The sequence below is a fragment of the Pseudoduganella ginsengisoli genome (assembly GCF_009720865.1).
Lineage (GTDB): Bacteria > Pseudomonadota > Gammaproteobacteria > Burkholderiales > Burkholderiaceae_D > Rugamonas > Rugamonas ginsengisoli.
The window spans coordinates 258,270-279,281 of sequence record NZ_WNLA01000003.1; the positions used below are offsets into that span (position 1 = coordinate 258,270).

The window sequence follows — 21,012 nt, forward strand, 5'->3', positions numbered from 1 at the left end:
GCTTCAGAACACGACAGCGGGAGACGGCTGGTCTGGTTTCACCCACACCTGGGCAGGCCGGTAAGACACCACCAGCACGTCGCGGAACTCGGCAGGAAACTGCATTTTCAGCGAATGGAAATCCTCGCCGGCCGCCAATTCCGCCCGCACTTCCAGCGGCGCTTCATGGCTGTGCGCACCCTGCATGCGCACCAGCGTCATAGCCCGCTCCCGCAATTTTTGCTGCACTTGCGCAGCGGCCGGCCATTGCCAGCCACGGAATGCCAGCGGCTGCCCTGCTTTGACTGCCGCGCGCGTGGCCTGCTCAAACTTGCGGTGCGCGCCATCGAGCGCCTGCTGGAATTGCGCTGCAGGCATGGTGGCGTGCGTCAGCATGAATTCTTCAAACGGGCGGCTTGGGGCCAGCGCCTGGTGCAGCGCTTGCGCATAGTCGAGGTATAAAGTCAGCGACAAGTGCCCACCTTCGCGCAGCACCAAGGTCGCGCGGTTCGACTCCATTTCGTGCGCATGGCCAGCCGTCAGGCCGGCCATGCACAGTACCACTGCTGCAATCGACTGCTTCATTAAAACTTCCTGCAATCCGTTTCCGTGGCGGTTTGCACGCCATTGGTTTTAAATACAAAGTTCCAGCACACGCTGCTGGTGCGGGAATACAGGATTTGATACTTGTTGCTGCCCTGCTCCCATTCCAGCGTCGTCGTGCCGCCGATCGCCAGGCTGGCTGCCGACGCATTCAGCGTCATGTTGGAGACGCCGGAACCGCCGCCCGGGCCTTGCGGGCTATGCAGGACGGCGAACTTGCCGCCCTGCCCTGCCAGATCCGGACTTGGCGTGCCACGGAAGCACGACAGGATGTACGGGCTGGCATCCGTCACATGGTACGCATAGCCCGACGGTGCGTTCGGGTGCGACAGCGTATTGCCGCCGCACACGGCATCGCGCGTGGCCGTGGTGCCATCAGGATTGTTGTAGCCAAAGATCGCAAAGCCATCCAGCGCCCAGCCAATCGGATGGGTATCCCAGTAGCTGGAACTCTGGTCCGCCATCATGCAGACCGGCGCCGCATGGTAGTGGTAATCGTCCGCGCGGCCGGCATGGCCGTTACAGATATCCAGTTCACCCTGCACCTTGGTATCGCCGCCACCGGTCGAGGTATCGCAGCCGCCCTGCTTGCACGGATTGAAGATCGGGATGCCGTTGATGGCCAGGCCGATCGGGCCATCGACTGCTGTCGTCGTGTTGGCCGCAATGGCCGGGTTCAGCGGGATCTTCCACGCATTCGAGCCCGTGAAGTTCTGCGGCGTCGGCACTTGCAGGATGGTTTGCGTAATCCCTTTCATCATCGGGTGCGCAGTCTGGATGCCGTACGTGCTGAAGTAGGCATACGTGTCATCGCATGTAATACCAAGGCTGTTGGCCTTTTCATAGGGACCGATGGCGCGCTGCATGGACAGGCAATTCAACGTGGCCTGCGTGGGGGTATTCAGCAAGTTCAATGCCGCGGTTTTCAGGGTCACCGGCGCCAGCGCCTGCGTCAGCACGCTGCCTGTGACCTGGCTGGCTGTGTACGCCGACAGGTTGGGCGCTGCCGACAGCGCATACACGGTGTACGTGTACGTCTTGGTGCCTGCGCCGGACGAGCAAGGCGCCGCATAGCCAAGGCCCGCGCCATCATCGGCAAAGCCCAGCGTGCCCACGCCAGTGCTGTTCACGGCCAGGCTGGTGACGGACGCGGGGATGTTATACAGCAGCCAGTTGTATTTGACGCTGCCGGGGCCGGGGATGGTGCTCATCACGACCGCGTAGCTTTGCGTATTGGCCGGAGCGCCGCTCCAGGCCAGCGGCGGCGACTTGCTGCTGCCATCGCACGTATACGTATTGGGCATCGTGGCGCCTTCCACACCCGCTGCCGACGTGACGGTAAAGCCCGATGAACTGGTCCCGGCCGCCGGCGTCACGCTCACCGTGCCGGATGCCGCACTGTTGCCGGCTGCATTCGTGGCAATCACCGAGCAGGTGTACATCGTGCCGTTGGCCAGGCCCATGACGGCCAGCGGGCTGGCGGTGCCTTGGGCCGTGACCGTGGCAGTTCCCGCCACGCAGGACGCGGTATAGCCGGTGACCGGCGAACTGCCAGCTTGCGACGGCGCAGTAAAGGCGATACTGGCGCTGCCATTGCCTGCCGTGGCGGCGCCGATCTGCGGCGCGTCCGGTACGGTGCCAGCGGGCTTCCCGAACGGCTTATAGGCAATGCCATTGCGGATGGCCGGCAAGACGCGCTGGGTATTCTCCTCGCCTTCGCTGAAATACTGCAGCACGTCCGGCACGTCCGTGGCTTTGGTATCCAGGATATTGTTCCAGTACGCTTCGCCTCCGGCGTCCGGCTCGCGGCCCAGCACATTGCGGTAAAACGCCTTCACCAGCGCAGCATTGGTTGGCGACTTGCCATACAGCGCAATGGATTCCTCGGAAGACAGGAAATAGCCGGCAACCGTACGCAAATTCAGGCCGTTACGGTCCATCGCATCGATCCAGTAACCCAGCCCGGCCGTGTCCGGAACCCGGCCGAATGCCGCCTGGTACAAGCGATAAGCTTTGCCGGCCGTACCTGTAACATCAAACGATACGTTCAAATCGGAAAAGGCCAGCAACTGCTTGCTGGTCACGGTGACTGAGGCGCCGCCGTTGACCGGGGTCACGATGAAACCGGAACCTTCCGCGGTAATCGTGTATTCGCTGCGTTTGCCGGTGAATGTCTGCGTCGCGCCTGCGGCAGTGGGGTCGGCTTTGACCGGTTCGGTAGACGGGGCTGCGCCCATTTGCAGGCGCTGGCTGGATGGCTGGTCGCTGCCGCCACATCCCGTTAAGCCTGCCAGTCCCGCCAGACTGGCGGCTATCAGAACGGAAGCATGAATCGCACGCATAAGTTGCCCCTCCGCATTAGTCGAACGGCCATTATCGCGTGCAATTGTGGAGAAAGCAGGGAGTTGCGCGGATAAATTGGCATCCGCGCAACAGTTGGGTACCGCTTAGCCGTTGTTGACGACCAGGCGGGGTTCGTCCGAACCGGCTGGGAGTGTGCCAAAGCGGGCCTTGATGGAGGCGGCAATGCCATTGGCATCCAGGCCGGCCAGCGACAGCAGCTTGGCCGGATCGCCATGGTCAATGAACTTGTCCGGCAAGCCCAGCATCAGCACTGGCTTGACGATGGCTTCATTCGCCAGCGCTTCCGCCACGGCGGCGCCCGCGCCGCCCATGATGCAGCCTTCTTCGACGGTCACCAGTACATCGTGCGTGGCGGCCAGCAGCTTGACCAGTTCCACGTCCAGCGGTTTCACGAAGCGCATGTTGGCCACAGTCGCATCGAGCTGTTCCGCCGCGCCCAGGCTTGGCGCCACCATCGAGCCAAATGCCAGGATGGCAATCTTCTTGCCCTGGCGCTTGACTTCACCTTTGCCGATTTCAATCGTGGTCAGCGCAGGAGCGATGGCCGCGCCGATGCCGGCGCCGCGCGGATAGCGGACCGCAGCCGGGCCTTCGTAATGGTAGCCGGTGGTCAGCATCTGGCGGCATTCGTTTTCATCGGATGGCGCCATCACCACCATGTTCGGGATGCAGCGCAGGTACGCCAGGTCATAGTTGCCCGCATGGGTTGCGCCATCGGCGCCCACCAGTCCGGCGCGGTCCAGCGCAAACGTGACGTCCAGGTTTTGCAGCGCCACGTCGTGGATCAGCTGGTCGTAAGCGCGCTGCAGGAAAGTCGAATAAATCGCCACCACCGGTTTCAAGCCTTCGCAAGCCAGGCCCGCGCCAAACGTGACGGCATGCTGTTCAGCGATGCCCACGTCGAAGTAGCGGTCCGGGTTTTCCTTTTCAAAACGCACCATGCCGGAACCTTCGCGCATGGCAGGCGTGATGCCGACCAGGCGCTTGTCCTGTTTCGCCATGTCGCACAGCCAGTTGCCGAAGACTTCCGTGTACGTGATTTTCGCCGGCGTGGCCGACGGCTTGATGCCTTCGGCCGGATTGAATTTAGGCGTGCCGTGGTACAGGATCGGTTCCGCCTCGGCCAGCTTGTAGCCCTGGCCTTTTTTCGTCACCACGTGCAGGAATTGCGGGCCTTTCAGCTTCTTGATGTTTTCCAGCGTAGGGATCAAGGATTCCAGGTCGTGGCCATCGATCGGACCGATGTAGTTGAAACCGAATTCCTCGAACATCGTGGCCGGCACCACCATGCCTTTTGCGTGTTCTTCGAAACGCTTGGCCAGTTCCAGCACTGGCGCGGGCAGCACGGACTTGCCGACGTTTTTCGCGGCCGCGTAAAACTGGCCCGACATCAAACGCGCCAGGTAGCGGTTCAATGCCCCCACCGGCGGCGAAATCGACATGTCGTTGTCGTTCAAGATCACCAGCAAGTTCAAGTCTTCCTGCACGCCAGCATTATTCAGCGCTTCAAACGCCATGCCGGCCGTCATCGAGCCATCGCCAATGACGGCAATCGCGTGGCGGTGTTCGCCCTTGATCTTGGCTGCCTGCGCCATGCCCAGCGCAGCGGAAATCGACGTCGACGAGTGGGCCGTGCCAAATGTGTCGTATTCGCTTTCCACGCGGCGCGGGAAGCCGGAAATGCCATCCATCTGGCGCAGCGTGTGCATCTGCTTGCGGCGGCCCGTCAAGATCTTGTGCGAGTAGGTCTGGTGGCCCACGTCCCACACGATACGGTCATAGGGCGTGTTGAACACGTAGTGCAGCGCAACCGTCAATTCCACCGTGCCCAGGTTGGAAGACAGGTGGCCGCCGGTTTTCGACACGCTGTCGAGCAGGTAATGGCGCAATTCATGCGCCAGCGGCGTCAATTGGTGGCGCGCCAGTTTGCGCACGTCCGCCGGATCATCGATATTGTCTAGCAAGTTCATTTAAGCCTTCCGCTGCACGATCAGGTCCGCCAGTTCGCGTAACCGCAGTGCTTTGTCTCCAAATGGCGCCAGCGCCGCATGCGCTTCCTGCCGCAGTTTTTCCGCCAGTGCGCGCGACGGTTCCAGGCCCAGGATCGATACATACGTGGGCTTGTTGTCGGCGGCATCTTTGCCTGCCGTCTTGCCCAGCGTGGCCGAATCCGCCGTGGCGTCCAGCACGTCGTCCACCACCTGGAACGCCAGGCCGATGGCGCGCGCATACACGTTCAGCGCCGTCATTTCTTCAATCGACAAGTCCTTGCCGGCCAGCGCACCCAATACCACCGACGCGCGCAGCAAGGCGCCTGTTTTCAGCTGGTGCATGCGCTCCAGCTGTTCCAGCGACAAACTGATGCCAACGCTGTCCAGGTCGATGGCCTGGCCGCCGCACATCCCGGCCGAACCAGCCGCGTGGGCCAGCAGGCGCAACATCTGTACCTGGCGCGCCGAAGGCAAGCTCGCGTCAGCCAAGACCAAAAACGCTTGCGCCTGCAACGCATCGCCCACCAGCAGCGCGGTGGCTTCGTCATAGGCAACGTGCACCGTGGGTTTGCCACGGCGCAGTTCATCATCATCCATGCACGGCATATCGTCGTGCACCAGCGAATAGGCGTGAATCATTTCCACGGCGGCCGCAGCGCGCGACAGCACGGCGCTATCGGCGCCGGACAATTCGCCGGCCGCATACACCAGCAGCGGGCGCACGCGTTTGCCGCCGCCCAGCAATGCATAACGCATCGCGTCATGCAATTTCGCTGGTTCCGTACCAGCGGCAGGCAGGTAGCCGTCCATGTCGGTTTCCATGCCGGCCTGGATGGTTTTCATCCAATCCTGGAACGTGGCGCTCATGCCTGCACCTCATCAGCAAACGGTTTCAGCATATCGCCTTCCAATACTTTCACTTGCGACTCGACCTTATCGAGCTGACCTGCACAATATTTCACCAGTTCCGAACCGCGCGCATACGCAGCGACCGACGCTTCCAGCGGCAATTGACCCGATTCCATTTGCGTCACCAGCGCGGCCAATTCAGCCATCGCTTCCTCAAAGGAAACCGGCGCAGCGGGGACGGGGCTGGCCGGTTCGGAATTCAGTTTTTTAGACATAAGCATTTAATAGGATATCTGCGCAATATGGCCAGACAGTCAGCCTGCCGGCGCAGTGTAGCCCGTTATTTTAGAACAAACCAACGAATGAGGTTGAAAAATGGCACGTCTGCCACTCCCGATGAGTTGCATTAATGATTATTAATTTGCAACAACGCCACAGCCGGCATGCGATTTTTCACTGCTATTAATGGAATGATTGTGCCATTTCATCCTGCTTGACGCCTTTTCACGGTATAATCTCCGGTTCTGTCCGAAATACCGTTTCCTTAACTGACAACAGGTCTTTACGGATTCTGTCTCTTCTTGGTTGCTGTACATTAATTAAGGGGGGTTGGGATGTCCGATCTGGCTACCCACGCCATGCTGGCGCGCTCGAGCGCGCAACTTCCAGTAAACGTCTACTTTGACAAAACGCTGCTGCAGCGTGAAATGCAGTCTCTGTTTAAAGCCGGCCCGCGCTATGTCGGGCATGAATTGATGGTGCCGAACGCGGGCGACTTTATGACGCTGGCGGCGGAAAATGAAGGGCGCATGCTGGTGCGGAACGCCAATGGCCTGGAAGTCTTGTCCAATGTGTGCCGTCACCGCCAGGCAGTGATGTTCAATGGCCGCGGCAATGCCAATACCATTGTGTGTCCGCTGCACCGCTGGACCTATGACCTCAAGGGCGAATTGATCGGTGCGCCGCATTTTGCGGAAACGCCGTGCCTGAACTTGCCGAAGGCGAAGCTGCAAAGCTGGAATGGCTTGCTGTTCGAGCAAAACGGCTACAACGTCATGGACAAGCTGAAGGATCTGTCGGTCACGAAAGACCTGGACTTTTCCGGCTACATGTTCGACCACGTGGAAGTGCACGACTGCGATTACAACTGGAAGACGTTTATTGAAGTCTACCTGGAGGATTACCACGTCGAGCCTTTCCACCCGGGCCTGGGCGCGTTCGTCAGCTGCGATGACTTGCGCTGGGAATTCGGCGCCGATTACAGCGTTCAAACCGTCGGCGTCAACCGCGGCTTGCGCAAATCCGGCTCGCCCATCTACCAGAAGTGGCACGAGCAAGTACTCAAGTTCCGCAATGGCGAACCGCCGCCCTATGGCGCGATCTGGCTGACGCTGTACCCGAACATCATGGTCGAGTGGTATCCGCACGTGCTGGTGGTATCGACCTTGTGGCCGCTGGGACCGCAGAAGACCCGCAACGTGGTGGAGTTCTACTATCCGGAAGAAATCGTGCTGTTCGAGCGCGAATTCGTCGATGCGGAACGCGCGGCTTATATGGAGACGTGCGTGGAAGACGATGAAATCGCGCTGCGCATGGATGCGGGACGCAAGATCCTGATGGAACGGGGCGAAAACGATGCCGGCCCATACCAGTCGCCGATGGAAGACGGCATGCAGCACTTCCATGAGTGGTACCGAAGTAAGCTCGATGTTTAAGTAATTCGCGGGCGCGGCGGTGGATCGGAAGATCCGCCCCGCGCCCTTAGTGTTTTAAAGGCCACCAATGCACTCCCTCTGGATGCTACTGGCCAGTTTCCTGTTCGCCGCCATGGGCGTGTGCGTGAAGCTGGCTTCTGAAACCTATACCACGTCTGAACTGGTCATGTACCGCGGCATCATCGGCATGACGATCCTGTACACGATGATGCGCCTGCAAGGCGAAACCCTGAAGACCCGCTTTGCATGGGCCCATGCGTGGCGCGGCGTGGTGGGTGTGATGTCGCTGTGGCTGTGGTTCCACTCGATCGGCCAATTGCCGCTGGCCACTGCCATGACGCTCAATTACATGGCGCCGATCTGGATGGCCGTGTGGCTGTTCACGCACGGCTGGTGGCACCGCACGGGCCATATCGAATGGCCGCTGATCGGCGCCGTGTTCATGAGCTTTGTCGGCGTCGTGCTGCTGTTGCAGCCCGCGTTCGAGAAAAACCTGCTGCAGCCGGCCCTGATGGCGCTGGGCTCGTCCGTGCTGACGGCCATGGCGTACCTGCAAGTGCGCAAGCTGGGACAGCTGGGCGAGCCGGAACACCGCGTCGTGTTTTATTTCTGCGTGTCGAATTTGCTGGCCGGCGTCGGCGGCCACATGCTGGAAGGCGGCGGCTTGATGTCGTGGCATGCCATCGGCAGCTGGCGCAATGCCGCGCTGCTGCTGGGGATCGGCTTGCTGGCCACGTCGGCCCAGGTCGCCATGACGCGCGCTTACCGCCTCGGCAAGACGCTGGTGGTGGCGAACTTGCAGTACACGGGCATCGTGTTTTCCAGTATCTGGGGCGTGCTGGTGTTTGCGGATTCCTTTGACTGGCATTCGTGGCTGGGCATCGCCATCATTCTCGCGTCAGGCAGCGCTGCAACGTTTTACAATACGCGCAGTACGGAACGCGGCAAGGCCATTGCCGATACCGATCCCATCGCCAGCGAATAAGGACAACAAATATGCATACCACCCTGATCAGCGCGGAGACTTTGGCGCAGCATTTGACGGACCCGAAGTGGGTCATCCTCGATTGCCGCCACGACTTGCTGATGCCCAATGCCGGCCGCGAAGGCTTCGCCATCGGCCACATCCAGAATGCACAGTTTGCCAGTATTGACGACGACTTGTCGGGCCCGAAAGCTGCGCTGGACGGCATTTTCAAAGGCCGCCACCCGCTGCCGGACCGCCATGCCTTCATTGAAACGCTGCGCAACTGGGGCATCAATGATGATACCCAGGTGGTGGGATATGACGCGCACGGCGGCATGTATGCGGCGCGCCTGTGGTGGATGCTGCGCTGGATCGGCCACGAGGCCGTGGCCGTGCTCGACGGCGGCCTGGCTGCATGGCAGGCCGAAGGCTTGCCGCTGGTGACGCCAACCGTGGGCCGCCCGCGCGGCCACATCACGGAACGCCCTACCCTGACGTCGACCGTGACGGTGGCGGAAGTGCTGGAAAACGTCAGCCACGGCCGCCGCCAGGTCATCGATGCGCGCGCCCATGACCGCTTCCGCGGCGAGAATGAAACCATCGATCCGGTCGGCGGCCACATCCCAGGCGCGAAAAACCGCTTCTTCAAGGATAACTTGCAGCCGGATGGGCGCTTCAAGCCGGGTGCGCAGCTGAAGCAGGAGTTCAGCCATTTGTTCAGCAATCCGTCCCAGGCCATTATGCAGTGCGGCTCCGGCGTGACGGCGTGCCATAACTTGCTGGCGATGGAACTGGCGGGGCTGCATGGCGCCGCACTATATCCGGGGTCGTGGAGCGAGTGGTGCTCGGATAAATCCCGCCCGGTAGCAACGGGCGCCGCATAAAGCAAAGGCCGCGAAAGCGGCCTTTATTCTTAGTGGCGGTGGGCAGTCAGGAACAGCACGATACACACGCCCAAGGTAATCAGCAGTACCTGCGGTATGGTTTCCTTCAGCGTCGCCCGCCGCTGCATTTGCGGCATCAAATCACTGACGGCAATATAAATAAACCCGGACGAAGCAAACACCAGCACGTAGGGAATCATGCCGCTGGCTTTTTCCAGCGTAAAGTAGCCCAGCAAGCCGCCACCGACAGCCAGCAGGCTGCACAGCAGGTTGTACACATACGCACGGGTGCGCGAAAAGCCCGCATTCAACAGCACGATAAAGTCGCCGATTTCCTGCGGGATTTCATGGGCAATGATGGCCACGCCCGTCACCAGGCCCAGGCCCGGATCGGCCAGGAACGCCGCCGCGATCAAGATGCCGTCCGTGAAATTGTGCATGCCGTCGCCGACCAGGATCATCCAGCCAGCCTTGCCTGCTTCGCGCTTGTCATGGCCATGCGAATGGTGGTGGCCATCGCCCTCGTGATGGTGCGAATGGCGCAGGATCGCCAGCTTTTCCAGCATAAAGAACGCCAGCAAGCCACCCAATAACGTCGCAAACAAGGTGCGCGGGTCGGCCCCGGATTCAAACGCTTCCGGCAGCGCGTGCAGCAGCGACGTCGACAGCATGATACCGACAGACAGGCTGACCATGCGTTCCACCACCTTGGCCAGCAAGGTAAAAGAAAACACCGCAGCCGCCGTCAGGCTGATGACGCCGCCGATCGTGGTTGCCAGCAGGATGGAAATGAGAGTGGAATCGATTTTGAAACCTCGTGCGCACGGGGTGCATCACATGAAACCGGACATTGTAACGTCCGCGGCGGATTTTTGCCCGCCGGTGTTATGCGCGGAAGCTCATACTCAATGAGCTTCCTCCCAGTTCTTGCCCACGCCAACTTCCGCCAGCAGCGGCACCTTCAACTGCGCCACGCCTGCCATCAGTTCCGGCACCTTGACCTTGACCAGTTCAAGCTCGTCGTCCGGCACTTCCAGCACCAGTTCATCATGCACCTGCATGATCATCTTGGTTTTCAGGTTTTCCCGCTCCAGCCAGTCCTGCACCGCCACCATGGCCAGCTTGATCAAGTCCGCCGCCGTGCCTTGCATCGGCGCGTTAATCGCTGCGCGTTCCGCTGCCTGGCGGCGCGGGCCGTTCGGCGAATTGATTTCAGGCAGCCACAAGCGGCGGCCAAACACGGTTTCCACATAGCCGCGCGCTTTCGCCTGCACGCGGGTGTCTTCCATATAGTGCTTGACGCCGGAGAAGCGCGCAAAATAGCGGTCGATGTAATTCTGTGCAGCGGCACGCTCGATGCCCAGGTTCGACGCCAAACCAAATGCACTCATGCCATAGATCAGGCCGAAGTTAATCACTTTCGCGTAGCGGCGCTGCTCGCTGGTGACGTCAGCAGGGGCGACGCCAAAGATTTCCGCCGCCGTCGCGCGGTGGATGTCTTCCCCTTCCGCGAACGCCTTCAGCATGTTTTCATCGCCCGAGATGTGCGCCATGATGCGCAGCTCGATTTGCGAATAGTCGGCCGACACAATGTGGTGGCCAGGCGCCGCCACGAACGCTTCGCGGATGCGGCGGCCTTCCGCCGTGCGCACCGGGATATTCTGCAAGTTCGGGTCATTCGACGCCAGCCGGCCCGTCACCGCCACGGCCTGCGCATAGTTGGTATGCACGCGGTTGGTGGCCGGGTTGATCATGGCAGGCAGCTTGTCCGTGTACGTCGACTTCAACTTGGCCATGCCGCGGTATTCCAGCAGCACTTTCGGCAGCGGGTAATCTTCCGCCAGCTTTTGCAGCACTTCTTCATCCGTGGATGGCGCGCCGCTCGGGGTTTTCTTCACGACCGGCAGTTTCAGCTTGTCGAAGAAGATTTCACCGATCTGCTTCGGCGAGCCCAAATTAAACGGCTGCTCGGCCAGTTCATGGGCTTTCTTTTCCAGTTCCAGGATGCGCGCACCCAGTTCATTCGACTGCGTGCGCAGCAAGTCTGGATCGATGCGTACACCGTTACGCTCGATCTTTTGCAGCACGATGGCCGTCGGCAGTTCGATGGTTTCGTAAATGCGCTTCAAGTTTTCATCATTGGCCACGTGGCCGTGCATGGCCAGGTGCAGGCGCAGCGTGATGTCCGCATCTTCCGCCGCGTATTCCGTGGCGCGGCCCAGTTCCACCTGGTCGAACGTGATCTGGTTGACGCCCTTGCCGCACACGTCGGTGAACGGAATCGTCGTGTGGTTCAAATGGCGCAGCGCCAGGCTGTCCATATCGTGCTTGTGGTGCGATTCAAAGACGTACGACTGCAGCAGCGTGTCGTGCACGATACCGCGCAGGCTTACGCCATGGTTGGCGAAAATGTGGCTGTCGTATTTCAGGTTTTGGCCGACCTTGTGCTTGTTCGCGTCTTCCAGCCATGGCTTCAGGCGCTCCAGTACATAGTCGCGTTCCAGCTGCTGCGGTACGCCCTGGTAGCTGTGCGCGACCGGGATGTAGCACGCAAGGCCCGGTTCCGTGGCCAGTGAAATACCCACCATTTGCGCCGTCATCGGTTCCAGCGACGTGGTTTCCGTATCGATGGCAGTCAGCTCTGCTTTATCGATGCGGGCAATCCACTCATTGAGCTGCGCTTCCGTCAGCACGGTTTCATAGTGCACGGAGGCCGGCGCCGCCACCGCGCCAAACAAGTCGCCCGTGGCCGGCCCCAGTGGCGCGGCAGATGGCGCCGCCGCTGCCGCCTTGGCCGTGGCGGTGGACGATGGCGCCAGGCCACCCAGTTCGCGCAGCAAAGTCTTGAAGCCGTACGTGGTAAAGAACGTAATCAGCGCTTCCTTGTCTTCATCCCTGGCCATCAGCGATTCGGAAATCGACATCATGTGCGCGGACAAGTCGCAATCCGTCTTGATGGTGATGAGTTCGCGGCCGCGCGGCAGCCATGGCAGCGCGGTGCGCAAGTTTTCACCGACGGCGCCCGTGACTTTATCGGCGCTGGCGATGATGCCATCCAGCGTGCCATATTGCGTCAGCCATTTGACGGCGGTTTTCGGGCCGCACTTGGTCACGCCCGGCACGTTATCGACTGTATCGCCGATCAGGGTCAGGTAATCGATGATCAGGTTGGGCGGTACGCCGAATTTCGCCAGCACGCCCGCTTCATCGAGTTTTTCATTGGTCATCGTGTTGATCAAGGTGACACGGCCATTGACCAGCTGCGCCATATCCTTGTCACCGGTGGAAATGATGACATCCATGTCGGCTTTCACTGCATCGACCGCCAAGGTGCCGATCACGTCATCCGCTTCCACGCCGTCCACCATCAGCAGAGGCCAGCCCATGGCGCGCACGGCTTCGTGGATCGGCTCGATTTGCTGGCGCAAATCGTCCGGCATTGGCGGACGATGGGCCTTATATTCCGGATACAGGTCGTCGCGGAACGTCTTGCCCTTGGCATCGAACACGCAGGCAATGTAAGCGGCTGGGAAGTCGGCGCGCAGGCGGCGCAGCATGTTGACCATGCCGTGCATGGCGCCCGTCGGGTAGCCATTCGGACCGCGCAAGTCAGGCAGCGCGTGGTACGCACGATAGAGATAACTGGAACCGTCAACCAGCAGCAAGGTCTTTTGCATAAATGCCAACACAGTGAAGATGAATTGCCCATTATCGCAGAACTGCCGGGGGGCTTGGGAGGCCACGCATGCATTCCGTGCATGCAATCGGCCTGGGGAAAAGCGGGTTTTAGAACAGAGATGGTAGTGGTTTGTTACAATGGAAAGGCAAGCAACCGCCTGCACAACCGACTGAGGCGAATATCACCATGCGACTTTCCACAATCTGGCCAGTTCTCATCCTCGCTCTGAGCAATGCGGCATTCGCTCAGTCCAAGGCGCCATCCGATGCGCCGCCCAAGCTCGACAAAATCGACGAAATTGACACCCCGATCACGGTCACCAACAAGCCGAAAGAAAAAGCCGTCACGGAAAAACGCGACAACAGCGGCCGCGTGACGGAAGTGAAAGTCAAAAGCGGTCCTTCGACTTACACCGTGAAACCGAAAAACACCGCCACCAGCACGGCGCTGCCTGGCGACGCCGCCGGCATGGCCAACCGTGGTCCCCAGTGGACGGTGATGGAATTTGACCTTGGCAAGAAGAAAACCAAGCAAAAGGATGATGATGCGGCGGCTGACGATGCGCCGCCTCCGCCAAAGAAATAACTTCTTGCCTTCCTATTAATTTTTTATCAGCTATCACAGCTCCGCTTTCTCATGGCAGTTTTTACCCCGGTCAGCCTGGATGATGTCAGCCAGTGGATCACGCAATTCCCCCTCGGCAAACCGGTCGCGATTAAAGGCATCGCGTCCGGTATTGAAAACAGTAACTTCTTCCTGACGACCGAGAGCGGCGAATACGTCCTCACGATTTTCGAGAACCTGTCCTTCGAACAGTTGCCGTTTTATTTGAACTTGATGCGCCACCTGGCCGACCGCGGCGTGGCGGTTCCTGCGCCGATCCCGAACGACAAAGGCGAGCTGGTGGTGGCCTTGCATGGCAAACCGGCCTCCATCGTTACGAAACTGGTGGGCAGTTCGCAACTGTCGCCGCAGCCTGTGCATTGCGCGGAAGTGGGCGCCATGCTGGCAAAAATGCACGTTGCCGGCCTCGACTACCCTGCTTACCAGCCTAACTTGCGTGGCCTGGACTGGTGGCACTGGGCGGCGCCGCAAGTATTGCCATTCATGCCGGCCGAAACCGCGACCTTGCTGCGTGATGAAATTCAGTTCCAGGACAGCTACGCCAAGTCCGATCTCTACAAGAAACTGCAGCAAGGCCCGGTGCACGCCGACCTGTTCCGCAACAACGTGATGTTTGACGGTGAAAAACTGACGGGCTTCTTCGACTTTTATTTCGCCGGCTGCGATACGTGGCTGTTCGACGTGGCCGTCACCGTCAACGACTGGTGCATCGACCTCGACACGGGCATCCTTGATACGGCCCGCGTACGCGCCATGCTGGACGCCTACCACACAGTGCGTCCATTCACGGCGGCAGAACAGCAATCGTGGCAAACCATGCTGCGCGCCGGTGCGCTGCGCTTCTGGCTGTCGCGCCTGTATGATTTCCATTTGCCGCGCGAAGCTGAAATGCTGACGCCGCATGATCCGACGCACTTTGAACGCATCTTGCGCGAGCGTATCAACGTGGCAGCACCTGCACTGTACTAAGCAATGAACAAAATTCCCGCAAGCACCGGCTGGCTGTGGATCAAACAAGGCTTTGCCTTGTTCATGAAGCAGCCGGGCGGCCTGACCATGCTGGTCATCGCGTATTCGTTCCTGATGCAAGTGCTCAGCATCGTGCCGTGGGTCGGCCCGGTGGCGGCCATGATTTTGACGCCGGTGTTTTGCATAGGCTTTATGCGCGCTTACCAGGGCGTGGAAAAGCAGCAGCGTGTCACGTTGCACGTGCTGTTCGAAGGTTTCCGTTCACCGGCACTGCCGCGCCTGATTACGCTGGGCGCGCTGTACCTGGCGGCCATGGCCATCATGATGGGCATCTTCGCGCTGAACATGGGCGACGTGGCGCTGCAAGTGCAGCAGCAGAAAATCACGCCGGATGCGGCACTGAAACAAGTCAACTTTGGCGCCCTGTTCTTTTGGCTGCTGGTGATCGGCGTGCCTGCGGGGATGGCGTACTTGCTGTCGCCGATGCTGATTTACTGGCAGCAGATGAAAGTGGGGAAAGCGCTGTTCTACAGCTTCTTCACGATCTGGCGCAGCTTCCGCGCTTACCTGGTGTTCCAGCTGTGCTGGGTCATGATTTTCATGATTACGGTGCAAGTGCTGGCTTATGTATTCGGGCAAAACGCGACGCAGTTGCTGGTGCGGGCGCTGTTGTTCCCCGTCGCGCTGGTGCTGTACCAGTGCGCTTCGTATGCGTGCTACAAGCACTTCTTTGGTGCGCCATCGGATCAGCCGGTGGCGCCTGAGCAAACCATTGAATGATGCGGCAGGGCGGCGTCGCCGCCCTGCTCAATCACCGTCCCAGCTTTTCCAGCTTCGCTACCGACAAGTCCAGCACTTTCATGCCGTGGCTGCCGAAGTTGATTTGCGCGCGGCAATTGTCACCGCTGCCTTCCAGGTTGACGATCACCCCTTCGCCGAAACGGCTGTGCGACACGGCTTCGCCGATGCGCCAGCCGGACGATTTTTGCGCCACGCGCTGCGTCAGCGCCTTGTCCGCGCCAAACGTCAGCGGCGCGTCATCCCACGCGGATTTACGGTTGCCGAACCACTGCGCCTGCACGCGTGGCGACAGCCATTTCAGCGATTCTTCCGGCAATTCATCAAAGAAGCGCGAACGCACGTTGTAGCGGGTCTGGCCGTGCAGCATGCGGGTCTGTGAAAACACCATGTACAAACGCTTGCGGGCGCGGGTAATCGCCACGTACATCAGGCGGCGTTCTTCTTCCACGCCATCGTCTTCCTTGGCGCTGCTTTCGTGCGGGAACAAGCCTTCCTCCAGGCCGGCGATAAACACGTTATCGAATTCCAGGCCCTTGGCCGAATGCACCGTCATCAATTGCATCGCATCCTGGCCAGCCTGCGCCTGGTTGTCGCCGGCTTCCAGCGATGCATGCGACAGGAATGCGGACAGCGGCGACATGACCGTGGACAGCGGCGCGTCGGCATCGAGGATTTCCAGGCCATCGGCATTGACAATCGCTTGCCCCGCCTGCGCGTCGGCACGCGGGCCCATGTGCGCCGGCGCATCCTGGCCATAGCCTTCTTCCGACACGAATTGTTTGGCCGCGTTGACCATCTGCTCCAAGTTTTCGATCCGGTCGGCGCCTTCTTTCTCGGTCGCGTAATGGGCCAGCAAGCCGCTGGCGTCCAAGACGACGCGCACCAGTTCCGGCAGTGCGAATTGCTGCGTCTCGAAGCGTGCGCCTTCAATCAATTTCACAAACGAGCCCAGCGACGTGCCCGCCTTGCCTGTCATGTAAGGCACGGCCGCATACAGTGAAATGCCATATTGCGTGGCCGCGTTTTGCAGCAATTCGATGGTGCGCACGCCGATGCCGCGCGCCGGGAAATTCACGACGCGCAGGAAAGCGGAGTCGTTGTGCGGGTTATCCATCAATTGCAGGTAAGCGATAGCATGCTTGACCTCGGCGCGCTGGAAGTAGCGCAAGCCGCCGTACACGGTGTACGGTATCCCGGCCGAGAACAGCGCGTGTTCGATCACGCGCGATTGCGCATTCGAGCGGTACAGCACGGCGATTTCACTGCGGCGCACGCCTTCATTGATGAGGTTTTTCGACTCTTCAATGATCCACTGGGCTTCCTGCAAATCCGACGTGGCTTCATACACGCGCACCGGCTCGCCCTGCCCCGCATCCGTGCGCAGATTCTTGCCAAGACGGCGGCTGTTATTGGAAATCAGGATATTGGCCGCATCCAGGATGTGGCCGTGCGAGCGGTAATTCTGCTCCAGCTTGATCAAGTTCTGGACGCGGAAATCCTTTTCAAACGCGCGCATGTTGCCCACGTTGGCGCCACGGAATGCATAAATACTCTGGTCATCATCCCCCACGGCAAACACGGCGCTGGCGCCCTCGCCCGACATCAGCTTCAGCCATTTGTATTGCAAGTCGTTGGTGTCCTGGAACTCGTCAACGAGGATATGGCGGAAGCGCTGCTGGTAATGTTCGCGCAGCGGCTGGTTGCGCGACAACAGTTCATACGTGCGCAACAGCAGTTCGGCAAAATCCACCACGCCTTCGCGCTGGCACTGTTCGTCGTACAGCTCGTACAACTCAATCATCTTGCGCTCGTTCGCGTCAAACGCTTCCATCTGCGCAGCGCGTACCCCGGCATCCTTCGCGTTATTGATGAAGTACATCACATTCTTCGCGGGGAATTTGTCGTCATCGATATTGAACGCTTTCAGCAAGCGCTTGATGGCAGACAGCTGGTCTTGCGTGTCGAGAATCTGGAACGTTTGCGGCAGCGCGGCGTCCTTGTAATGCGTGCGCAGCAAGCGGTTGCACAAACCGTGGAACGTGCCGATCCACATCCCTCGTGTATTAATCGGCAACATCGCAGACAGGCGCGCCAGCATTTCCTTGGCGGCCTTGTTGGTAAAGGTCACGGCCAGGACGCCGGACGGCGAAATCTGTCCGGTCTGGATCAGCCATGCGATACGGGTGGTCAATACGCGGGTTTTACCGGAACCGGCGCCAGCCAGGATCAGCGCGCTTTGCGCAGGCAACGTGACGGCGGCAAGTTGTTCGTTGTTGAGGTTGTGGAGGAGATTTTGCATCCCGTGATTATACCGGGGGCCAGCAGCCGGATGCTGGTGGAACAGGGCAGGCGCGTTAGTTCAACGATGGCAGCGCACGATACCTTGTGGAAAAAGCACAGCTTGCACTTTCAGTAGATAATTTATTAGCAATGTTATTTAATTGCTAATAAATAGTTAATTCGGAGCCTCTATGAACGTAAAAAAACTGATCGCCAGCGTGCTGCTGTCTGTCGTCTTGCCCGGCGCAGCCATGGCGGCGCAAGCATCTTTCGCCGTATCCGGCGTAACCGTCAATTTGATTGACCTGGACACCACGGATGGCGTCACGCCATCCATCACCTTCAACACCGAGTATGGCTATGCGGGATATACGATCCGGCACCTGCCGGGATACAACGATTACATTTCGGGGGGTACTAACTTTGGCGCGGTGCACAACTCAAGCCAGTGGGCCATTGCCGACGCCAGCGTAGGAACCCGAAGCCTGAGCCTCGGTGTCCAAACGCTGCAAGCGAATGTGACGGCAGAACTCAGCGCACGTTCGGACACGTTATTTACGCTGTCAAAAAATACGCTGGCAATATTCAGCGTCCCTTACACCGTATCCTTGACGAAAAGCAGCAAGGAATTTCTCGACACCAGTTTCAAATTCAGCGCAGGCGTTCCCGGCTCTTACTTCGATTCGGACTATACGTTTAGAAGAGGTCAAGTGAGCAGCACCCTGTTTGGCGAAATTTACACGGGCAGCAGTGCGGGCGAGGGTTCCCTCAATTTGCTGGCAACCATCTATACCAGTACTTCGGGCACGCCGCCCATTCCGGAACCCGGTACTTATGCGATGCTGCTGGCGGGCCTGGGCGTCATAGGCTGGCGCCTGCGGCAGCGCAACGCCACGTCCGTCTGACCAGCGTGTCACCTCCGCTAGAAAGTTGCAAAACCGTTCGGTGCCTGGCACCAAACGGTTAAAAAACTTGCAAATCCGCTTAGTGCCTGGCACCAAACGTTACAGCATCGGTTTCGCCTGGCCGTTGCGGATTGCTTCATCGATCAGGCCGCGCACCGTCTTGTCTGCTTCACGGCTGATGCGCGCCTGTTCACGGCCCAGCTCGCCCATTTTGCGGCCCAGTTCGCGCATGGGCTTGCTGGCTTCCGCCATTTGACGGCCCAGTTCTTTCATCGGTCCCGCCTGCAGCGCCAGTTGCGCATGGCTTTTCGCCAATTCCTGCGAAGCTTGCGCCATTTGCTGCGCCAGCGGTTCCATTTTCGCTTGCAATGCCTCCATCAGCTGGCGGTCCGCATCGCGGCGGCCATCCGTCAACTCCCGCTCCAGTTTGCGGGCTGCGGCCTCGATCTGGCGGCCGATGGCTTCCTGCTGGCGCGCCAGTTGTTCGACTTTACGTTCGGCAGCACGGCGTGCGTCACGCTCGGCCTGGCCGCCTTCCCGCTGCGCATTGAGCGCGTCCATCCTGGCGGACAAGCCATCCATGACTTTGCTGTGCTGGTCCATCACCTTGCCGTGCGCATCCATTTCTTCGCCCAGCTTTTCCGTGGGCGCCCACGCCGCGCCGGCCTTGGCCAGCAGTGCCGGATCCTGGATCAGGTAAGACTTGCCGCCGCTGCGGTACCAGATGAAATCGCCTTTAACCGTACCTTTCAGGCGCTTCAATTCATCGATGTCCGCTTCCGTACCGGACAGCGAAATATTGCGGTTGCCCTGCACCACGGCATACGTGTCCTTGCTGGTGTCGCTGATGTGCAGGTGGCGGAAGTTTTCACCGTGCAGAGCGGCGCGGGGCGCCTTCGGCGGTTTCGGCGGATGCGGAATATGGGCCGGCAGATCCGGCGCTTCCACTGTGGGTGGCGCAGGTGGCGCAGGTGGCGCTGGCGGAGCTGCCGGCACAGGCGGTACGCCAGGGACTGGCGGCAACGCGTGCAACGCTGGTGCGGCAGGCGCGGCCGGAGCCGCTGGTGCAGCCAAGGCTGGCGGTGCAGGCGGAACCGGCGGAACGTGCTCTTCCTCTACCAATTCCTCACCGCCGGACAATGATTCCTCCGCCGCCACGCGCTTGTTGGCATCGTTGGCCCGGTTCGCATCATTGGCGCGATTGGCGTCATTAGCCTTGTTCGCGTCATTGGCGCTGTTGTCTTCCGTCGTCACGGTGATCTTGCTGCGCGCAGCCTCCGCCGTCGGCGCCGCATGGGCATACAGCATGGCGCAGGCCGTGCACAGCCCCAGCAGGGGCGCCGCGATTTTCCAGCTGAGGGGTTCGGAACCTGGACGGACCAGGCGTTTGATACGGGACATGAGGTTTCCTCCGTGAGCCGCATGGGCTAGTTGGGGTGTGGAGAACTGGAAGCGGTCCAGTTCCGACAGTGCAAGGGCCAGGCGCCGCGGTTCGCCAAGCGTGCTTGCGGCAATATCGTCTGCAATTTGTTCCCGTTCCACGCGGATGCGGTTGGACAGCATCCACACGGCAGGATGGTAGAACAGCAAAATCTCAATAGCGCTTTGCGCCAGGTTGACCAGGTAATCGTGGCGGCGGATGTGCGCCAGCTCGTGCGCCAGCAGCGCTTCCAGCAATTCAGCGGGCAAGCCCGTCACCAGCGAGGCCGGCACCAGTACGACAGGCTTCCAGCAACCGGCCGTCATCGGCCCTTCCAAATGTTCGGCAATGGCCAGGCGCACGCCGCGCTTGAGTCCCATGCGCAGCGCCAGCCGGTCCAGGCGCTGCTGCCATCCGGCATCCGGAAAATCCGCAGCGTGCAACGTGCGTTCACGCACCCACAGCAAGCCCATCGACAACCGCAAGGTCATCACGGCCGCACCGCTGGCCCACAGCAGTACCAGCCATGGCAATTGCCGCTGCAACAGGTAGCGCCACGACGTCCACTGATCCGCATCCATCAATTCCGGCACGGCCGGTGCACCGGCTGCGGCCAGCCAGCTGCTGTCGGCCGAGGCCAGCGCAGCAACAGGCAACGTCACGGCTTCGGCCATGCGCATGGCAATGCCTGCCAGCGGCAACAGCACACACAGCAGCAAAGCCCCGCACGCCACCGCATAACGCGCTTGCGGCCGCGCATTGCGCAGCAAATGCAGCGCCAGCGATGCGCCACAACCGATCAACAGCCCCTGCCACACGAAATGCAGCAGCGACCAGCCGATAGCAGGCAACAAGGCTGAGAAAAAGGCGTCAGGGGACATGCGTTACTCCTGTTTGGTTGCAAAGTAGATTAAATGATCTAGACATTCGTGTCTAGAACTTTTTTTCTACTTACTGGCGTGCGTGGGTCAGGAGTAAAGGT

At 60.1% G+C, this 21,012-nt stretch carries 16 protein-coding genes; 7 read left to right on the forward strand and 9 right to left on the reverse strand.

Features of this window, described 5'->3' with window-relative positions; all coding sequences use genetic code 11:
* Positions 1-3 precede the first annotated feature (3 nt).
* The 5 genes from GM668_RS07675 to GM668_RS07695 all read right to left on the reverse strand — a co-directional run bounded on the left by GM668_RS07675 (position 4) and on the right by GM668_RS07695 (position 6,061).
* Positions 4-564: a hypothetical protein gene (locus tag GM668_RS07675; RefSeq protein WP_155438353.1), complete on the reverse strand. Its 561-nt coding sequence runs from the start codon at positions 562-564 to the stop codon at positions 4-6.
* Positions 564-2,924 carry a YHYH protein gene (locus tag GM668_RS07680; protein ID WP_155438354.1) on the reverse strand — a complete coding sequence of 787 codons (2,361 nt, stop codon included), beginning with the start codon at positions 2,922-2,924 and terminating at the stop codon, positions 564-566. The genes GM668_RS07675 and GM668_RS07680 overlap by 1 nt, the downstream gene beginning before the upstream one ends.
* Before the next feature lie 105 nt (positions 2,925-3,029).
* Positions 3,030-4,916, reverse strand: a complete 1,887-nt coding sequence (dxs, locus tag GM668_RS07685; protein WP_155438355.1) for a 1-deoxy-D-xylulose-5-phosphate synthase — start codon at positions 4,914-4,916, stop codon at positions 3,030-3,032.
* Positions 4,917-5,804 carry a polyprenyl synthetase family protein gene (locus tag GM668_RS07690; protein ID WP_155438356.1) on the reverse strand — a complete coding sequence of 296 codons (888 nt, stop codon included), beginning with the start codon at positions 5,802-5,804 and terminating at the stop codon, positions 4,917-4,919. It abuts the gene before it with no gap.
* Positions 5,801-6,061, reverse strand: coding sequence for an exodeoxyribonuclease VII small subunit (locus GM668_RS07695; RefSeq protein WP_155438357.1), 261 nt, complete (start codon positions 6,059-6,061; stop codon positions 5,801-5,803). The genes GM668_RS07690 and GM668_RS07695 overlap by 4 nt, the downstream gene beginning before the upstream one ends.
* 339 nt (positions 6,062-6,400) lie before the next feature.
* On the opposite strand from GM668_RS07695, the gene GM668_RS07700 reads away from it, so the two are divergent.
* From GM668_RS07700 to GM668_RS07710, 3 genes are all read left to right on the forward strand, one after another.
* Positions 6,401-7,501, forward strand: coding sequence for an aromatic ring-hydroxylating oxygenase subunit alpha (locus GM668_RS07700; RefSeq protein WP_155438358.1), 1,101 nt, complete (start codon positions 6,401-6,403; stop codon positions 7,499-7,501).
* 67 nt (positions 7,502-7,568) lie between these two features.
* The gene (locus GM668_RS07705) at positions 7,569-8,486 is read left to right on the forward strand and encodes a DMT family transporter (protein WP_155438359.1); all 918 of its coding nucleotides are present in this window, start codon (positions 7,569-7,571) and stop codon (positions 8,484-8,486) included.
* An 11-nt stretch (positions 8,487-8,497) separates the two neighbouring features.
* Positions 8,498-9,352: a sulfurtransferase gene (locus GM668_RS07710; protein WP_155438360.1), complete on the forward strand. Its 855-nt coding sequence runs from the start codon at positions 8,498-8,500 to the stop codon at positions 9,350-9,352.
* Positions 9,353-9,381: 29 nt separating this feature from the next.
* On the opposite strand, the gene GM668_RS07715 is transcribed toward GM668_RS07710, so the two are convergent.
* A complete protein-coding gene (locus GM668_RS07715) occupies positions 9,382-10,134 on the reverse strand; it encodes a ZIP family metal transporter (RefSeq protein WP_155438361.1) in 753 nt (250 codons plus the stop codon).
* 123 nt (positions 10,135-10,257) lie between these two features.
* The gene (polA, locus tag GM668_RS07720) at positions 10,258-13,029 is read right to left on the reverse strand and encodes a DNA polymerase I (RefSeq protein WP_155438362.1); all 2,772 of its coding nucleotides are present in this window, start codon (positions 13,027-13,029) and stop codon (positions 10,258-10,260) included.
* Between the two features lie 188 nt (positions 13,030-13,217).
* On the opposite strand from polA, the gene GM668_RS07725 reads away from it, so the two are divergent.
* From GM668_RS07725 to GM668_RS07735, 3 genes are read left to right on the forward strand one after another with little or no spacing between them, the layout of a single operon-like run.
* Positions 13,218-13,616: a hypothetical protein gene (locus tag GM668_RS07725; protein WP_155438363.1), complete on the forward strand. Its 399-nt coding sequence runs from the start codon at positions 13,218-13,220 to the stop codon at positions 13,614-13,616.
* 51 nt (positions 13,617-13,667) lie between these two features.
* Positions 13,668-14,624: a homoserine kinase gene (locus tag GM668_RS07730; protein ID WP_155438364.1), complete on the forward strand. Its 957-nt coding sequence runs from the start codon at positions 13,668-13,670 to the stop codon at positions 14,622-14,624.
* 3 nt (positions 14,625-14,627) lie between these two features.
* A complete protein-coding gene (locus tag GM668_RS07735; RefSeq protein WP_155438365.1) occupies positions 14,628-15,404 on the forward strand; it encodes a BPSS1780 family membrane protein in 777 nt (258 codons plus the stop codon).
* Positions 15,405-15,435: 31 nt separating this feature from the next.
* Here GM668_RS07735 and GM668_RS07740 read toward each other — a convergent pair whose 3' ends face one another.
* The gene (locus tag GM668_RS07740; protein WP_155438366.1) at positions 15,436-17,724 is read right to left on the reverse strand and encodes a UvrD-helicase domain-containing protein; all 2,289 of its coding nucleotides are present in this window, start codon (positions 17,722-17,724) and stop codon (positions 15,436-15,438) included.
* Positions 17,725-17,896: 172 nt separating this feature from the next.
* Between GM668_RS07740 and GM668_RS07745 the strand changes: the two genes are divergently transcribed.
* Positions 17,897-18,610 carry a PEP-CTERM sorting domain-containing protein gene (locus tag GM668_RS07745; protein WP_229499029.1) on the forward strand — a complete coding sequence of 238 codons (714 nt, stop codon included), beginning with the start codon at positions 17,897-17,899 and terminating at the stop codon, positions 18,608-18,610.
* A 99-nt stretch (positions 18,611-18,709) separates the two neighbouring features.
* On the opposite strand, the gene GM668_RS07750 is transcribed toward GM668_RS07745, so the two are convergent.
* Positions 18,710-20,911 carry a M56 family metallopeptidase gene (locus GM668_RS07750; protein WP_170305542.1) on the reverse strand — a complete coding sequence of 734 codons (2,202 nt, stop codon included), beginning with the start codon at positions 20,909-20,911 and terminating at the stop codon, positions 18,710-18,712.
* Positions 20,912-21,012: the final 101 nt, after the last annotated feature.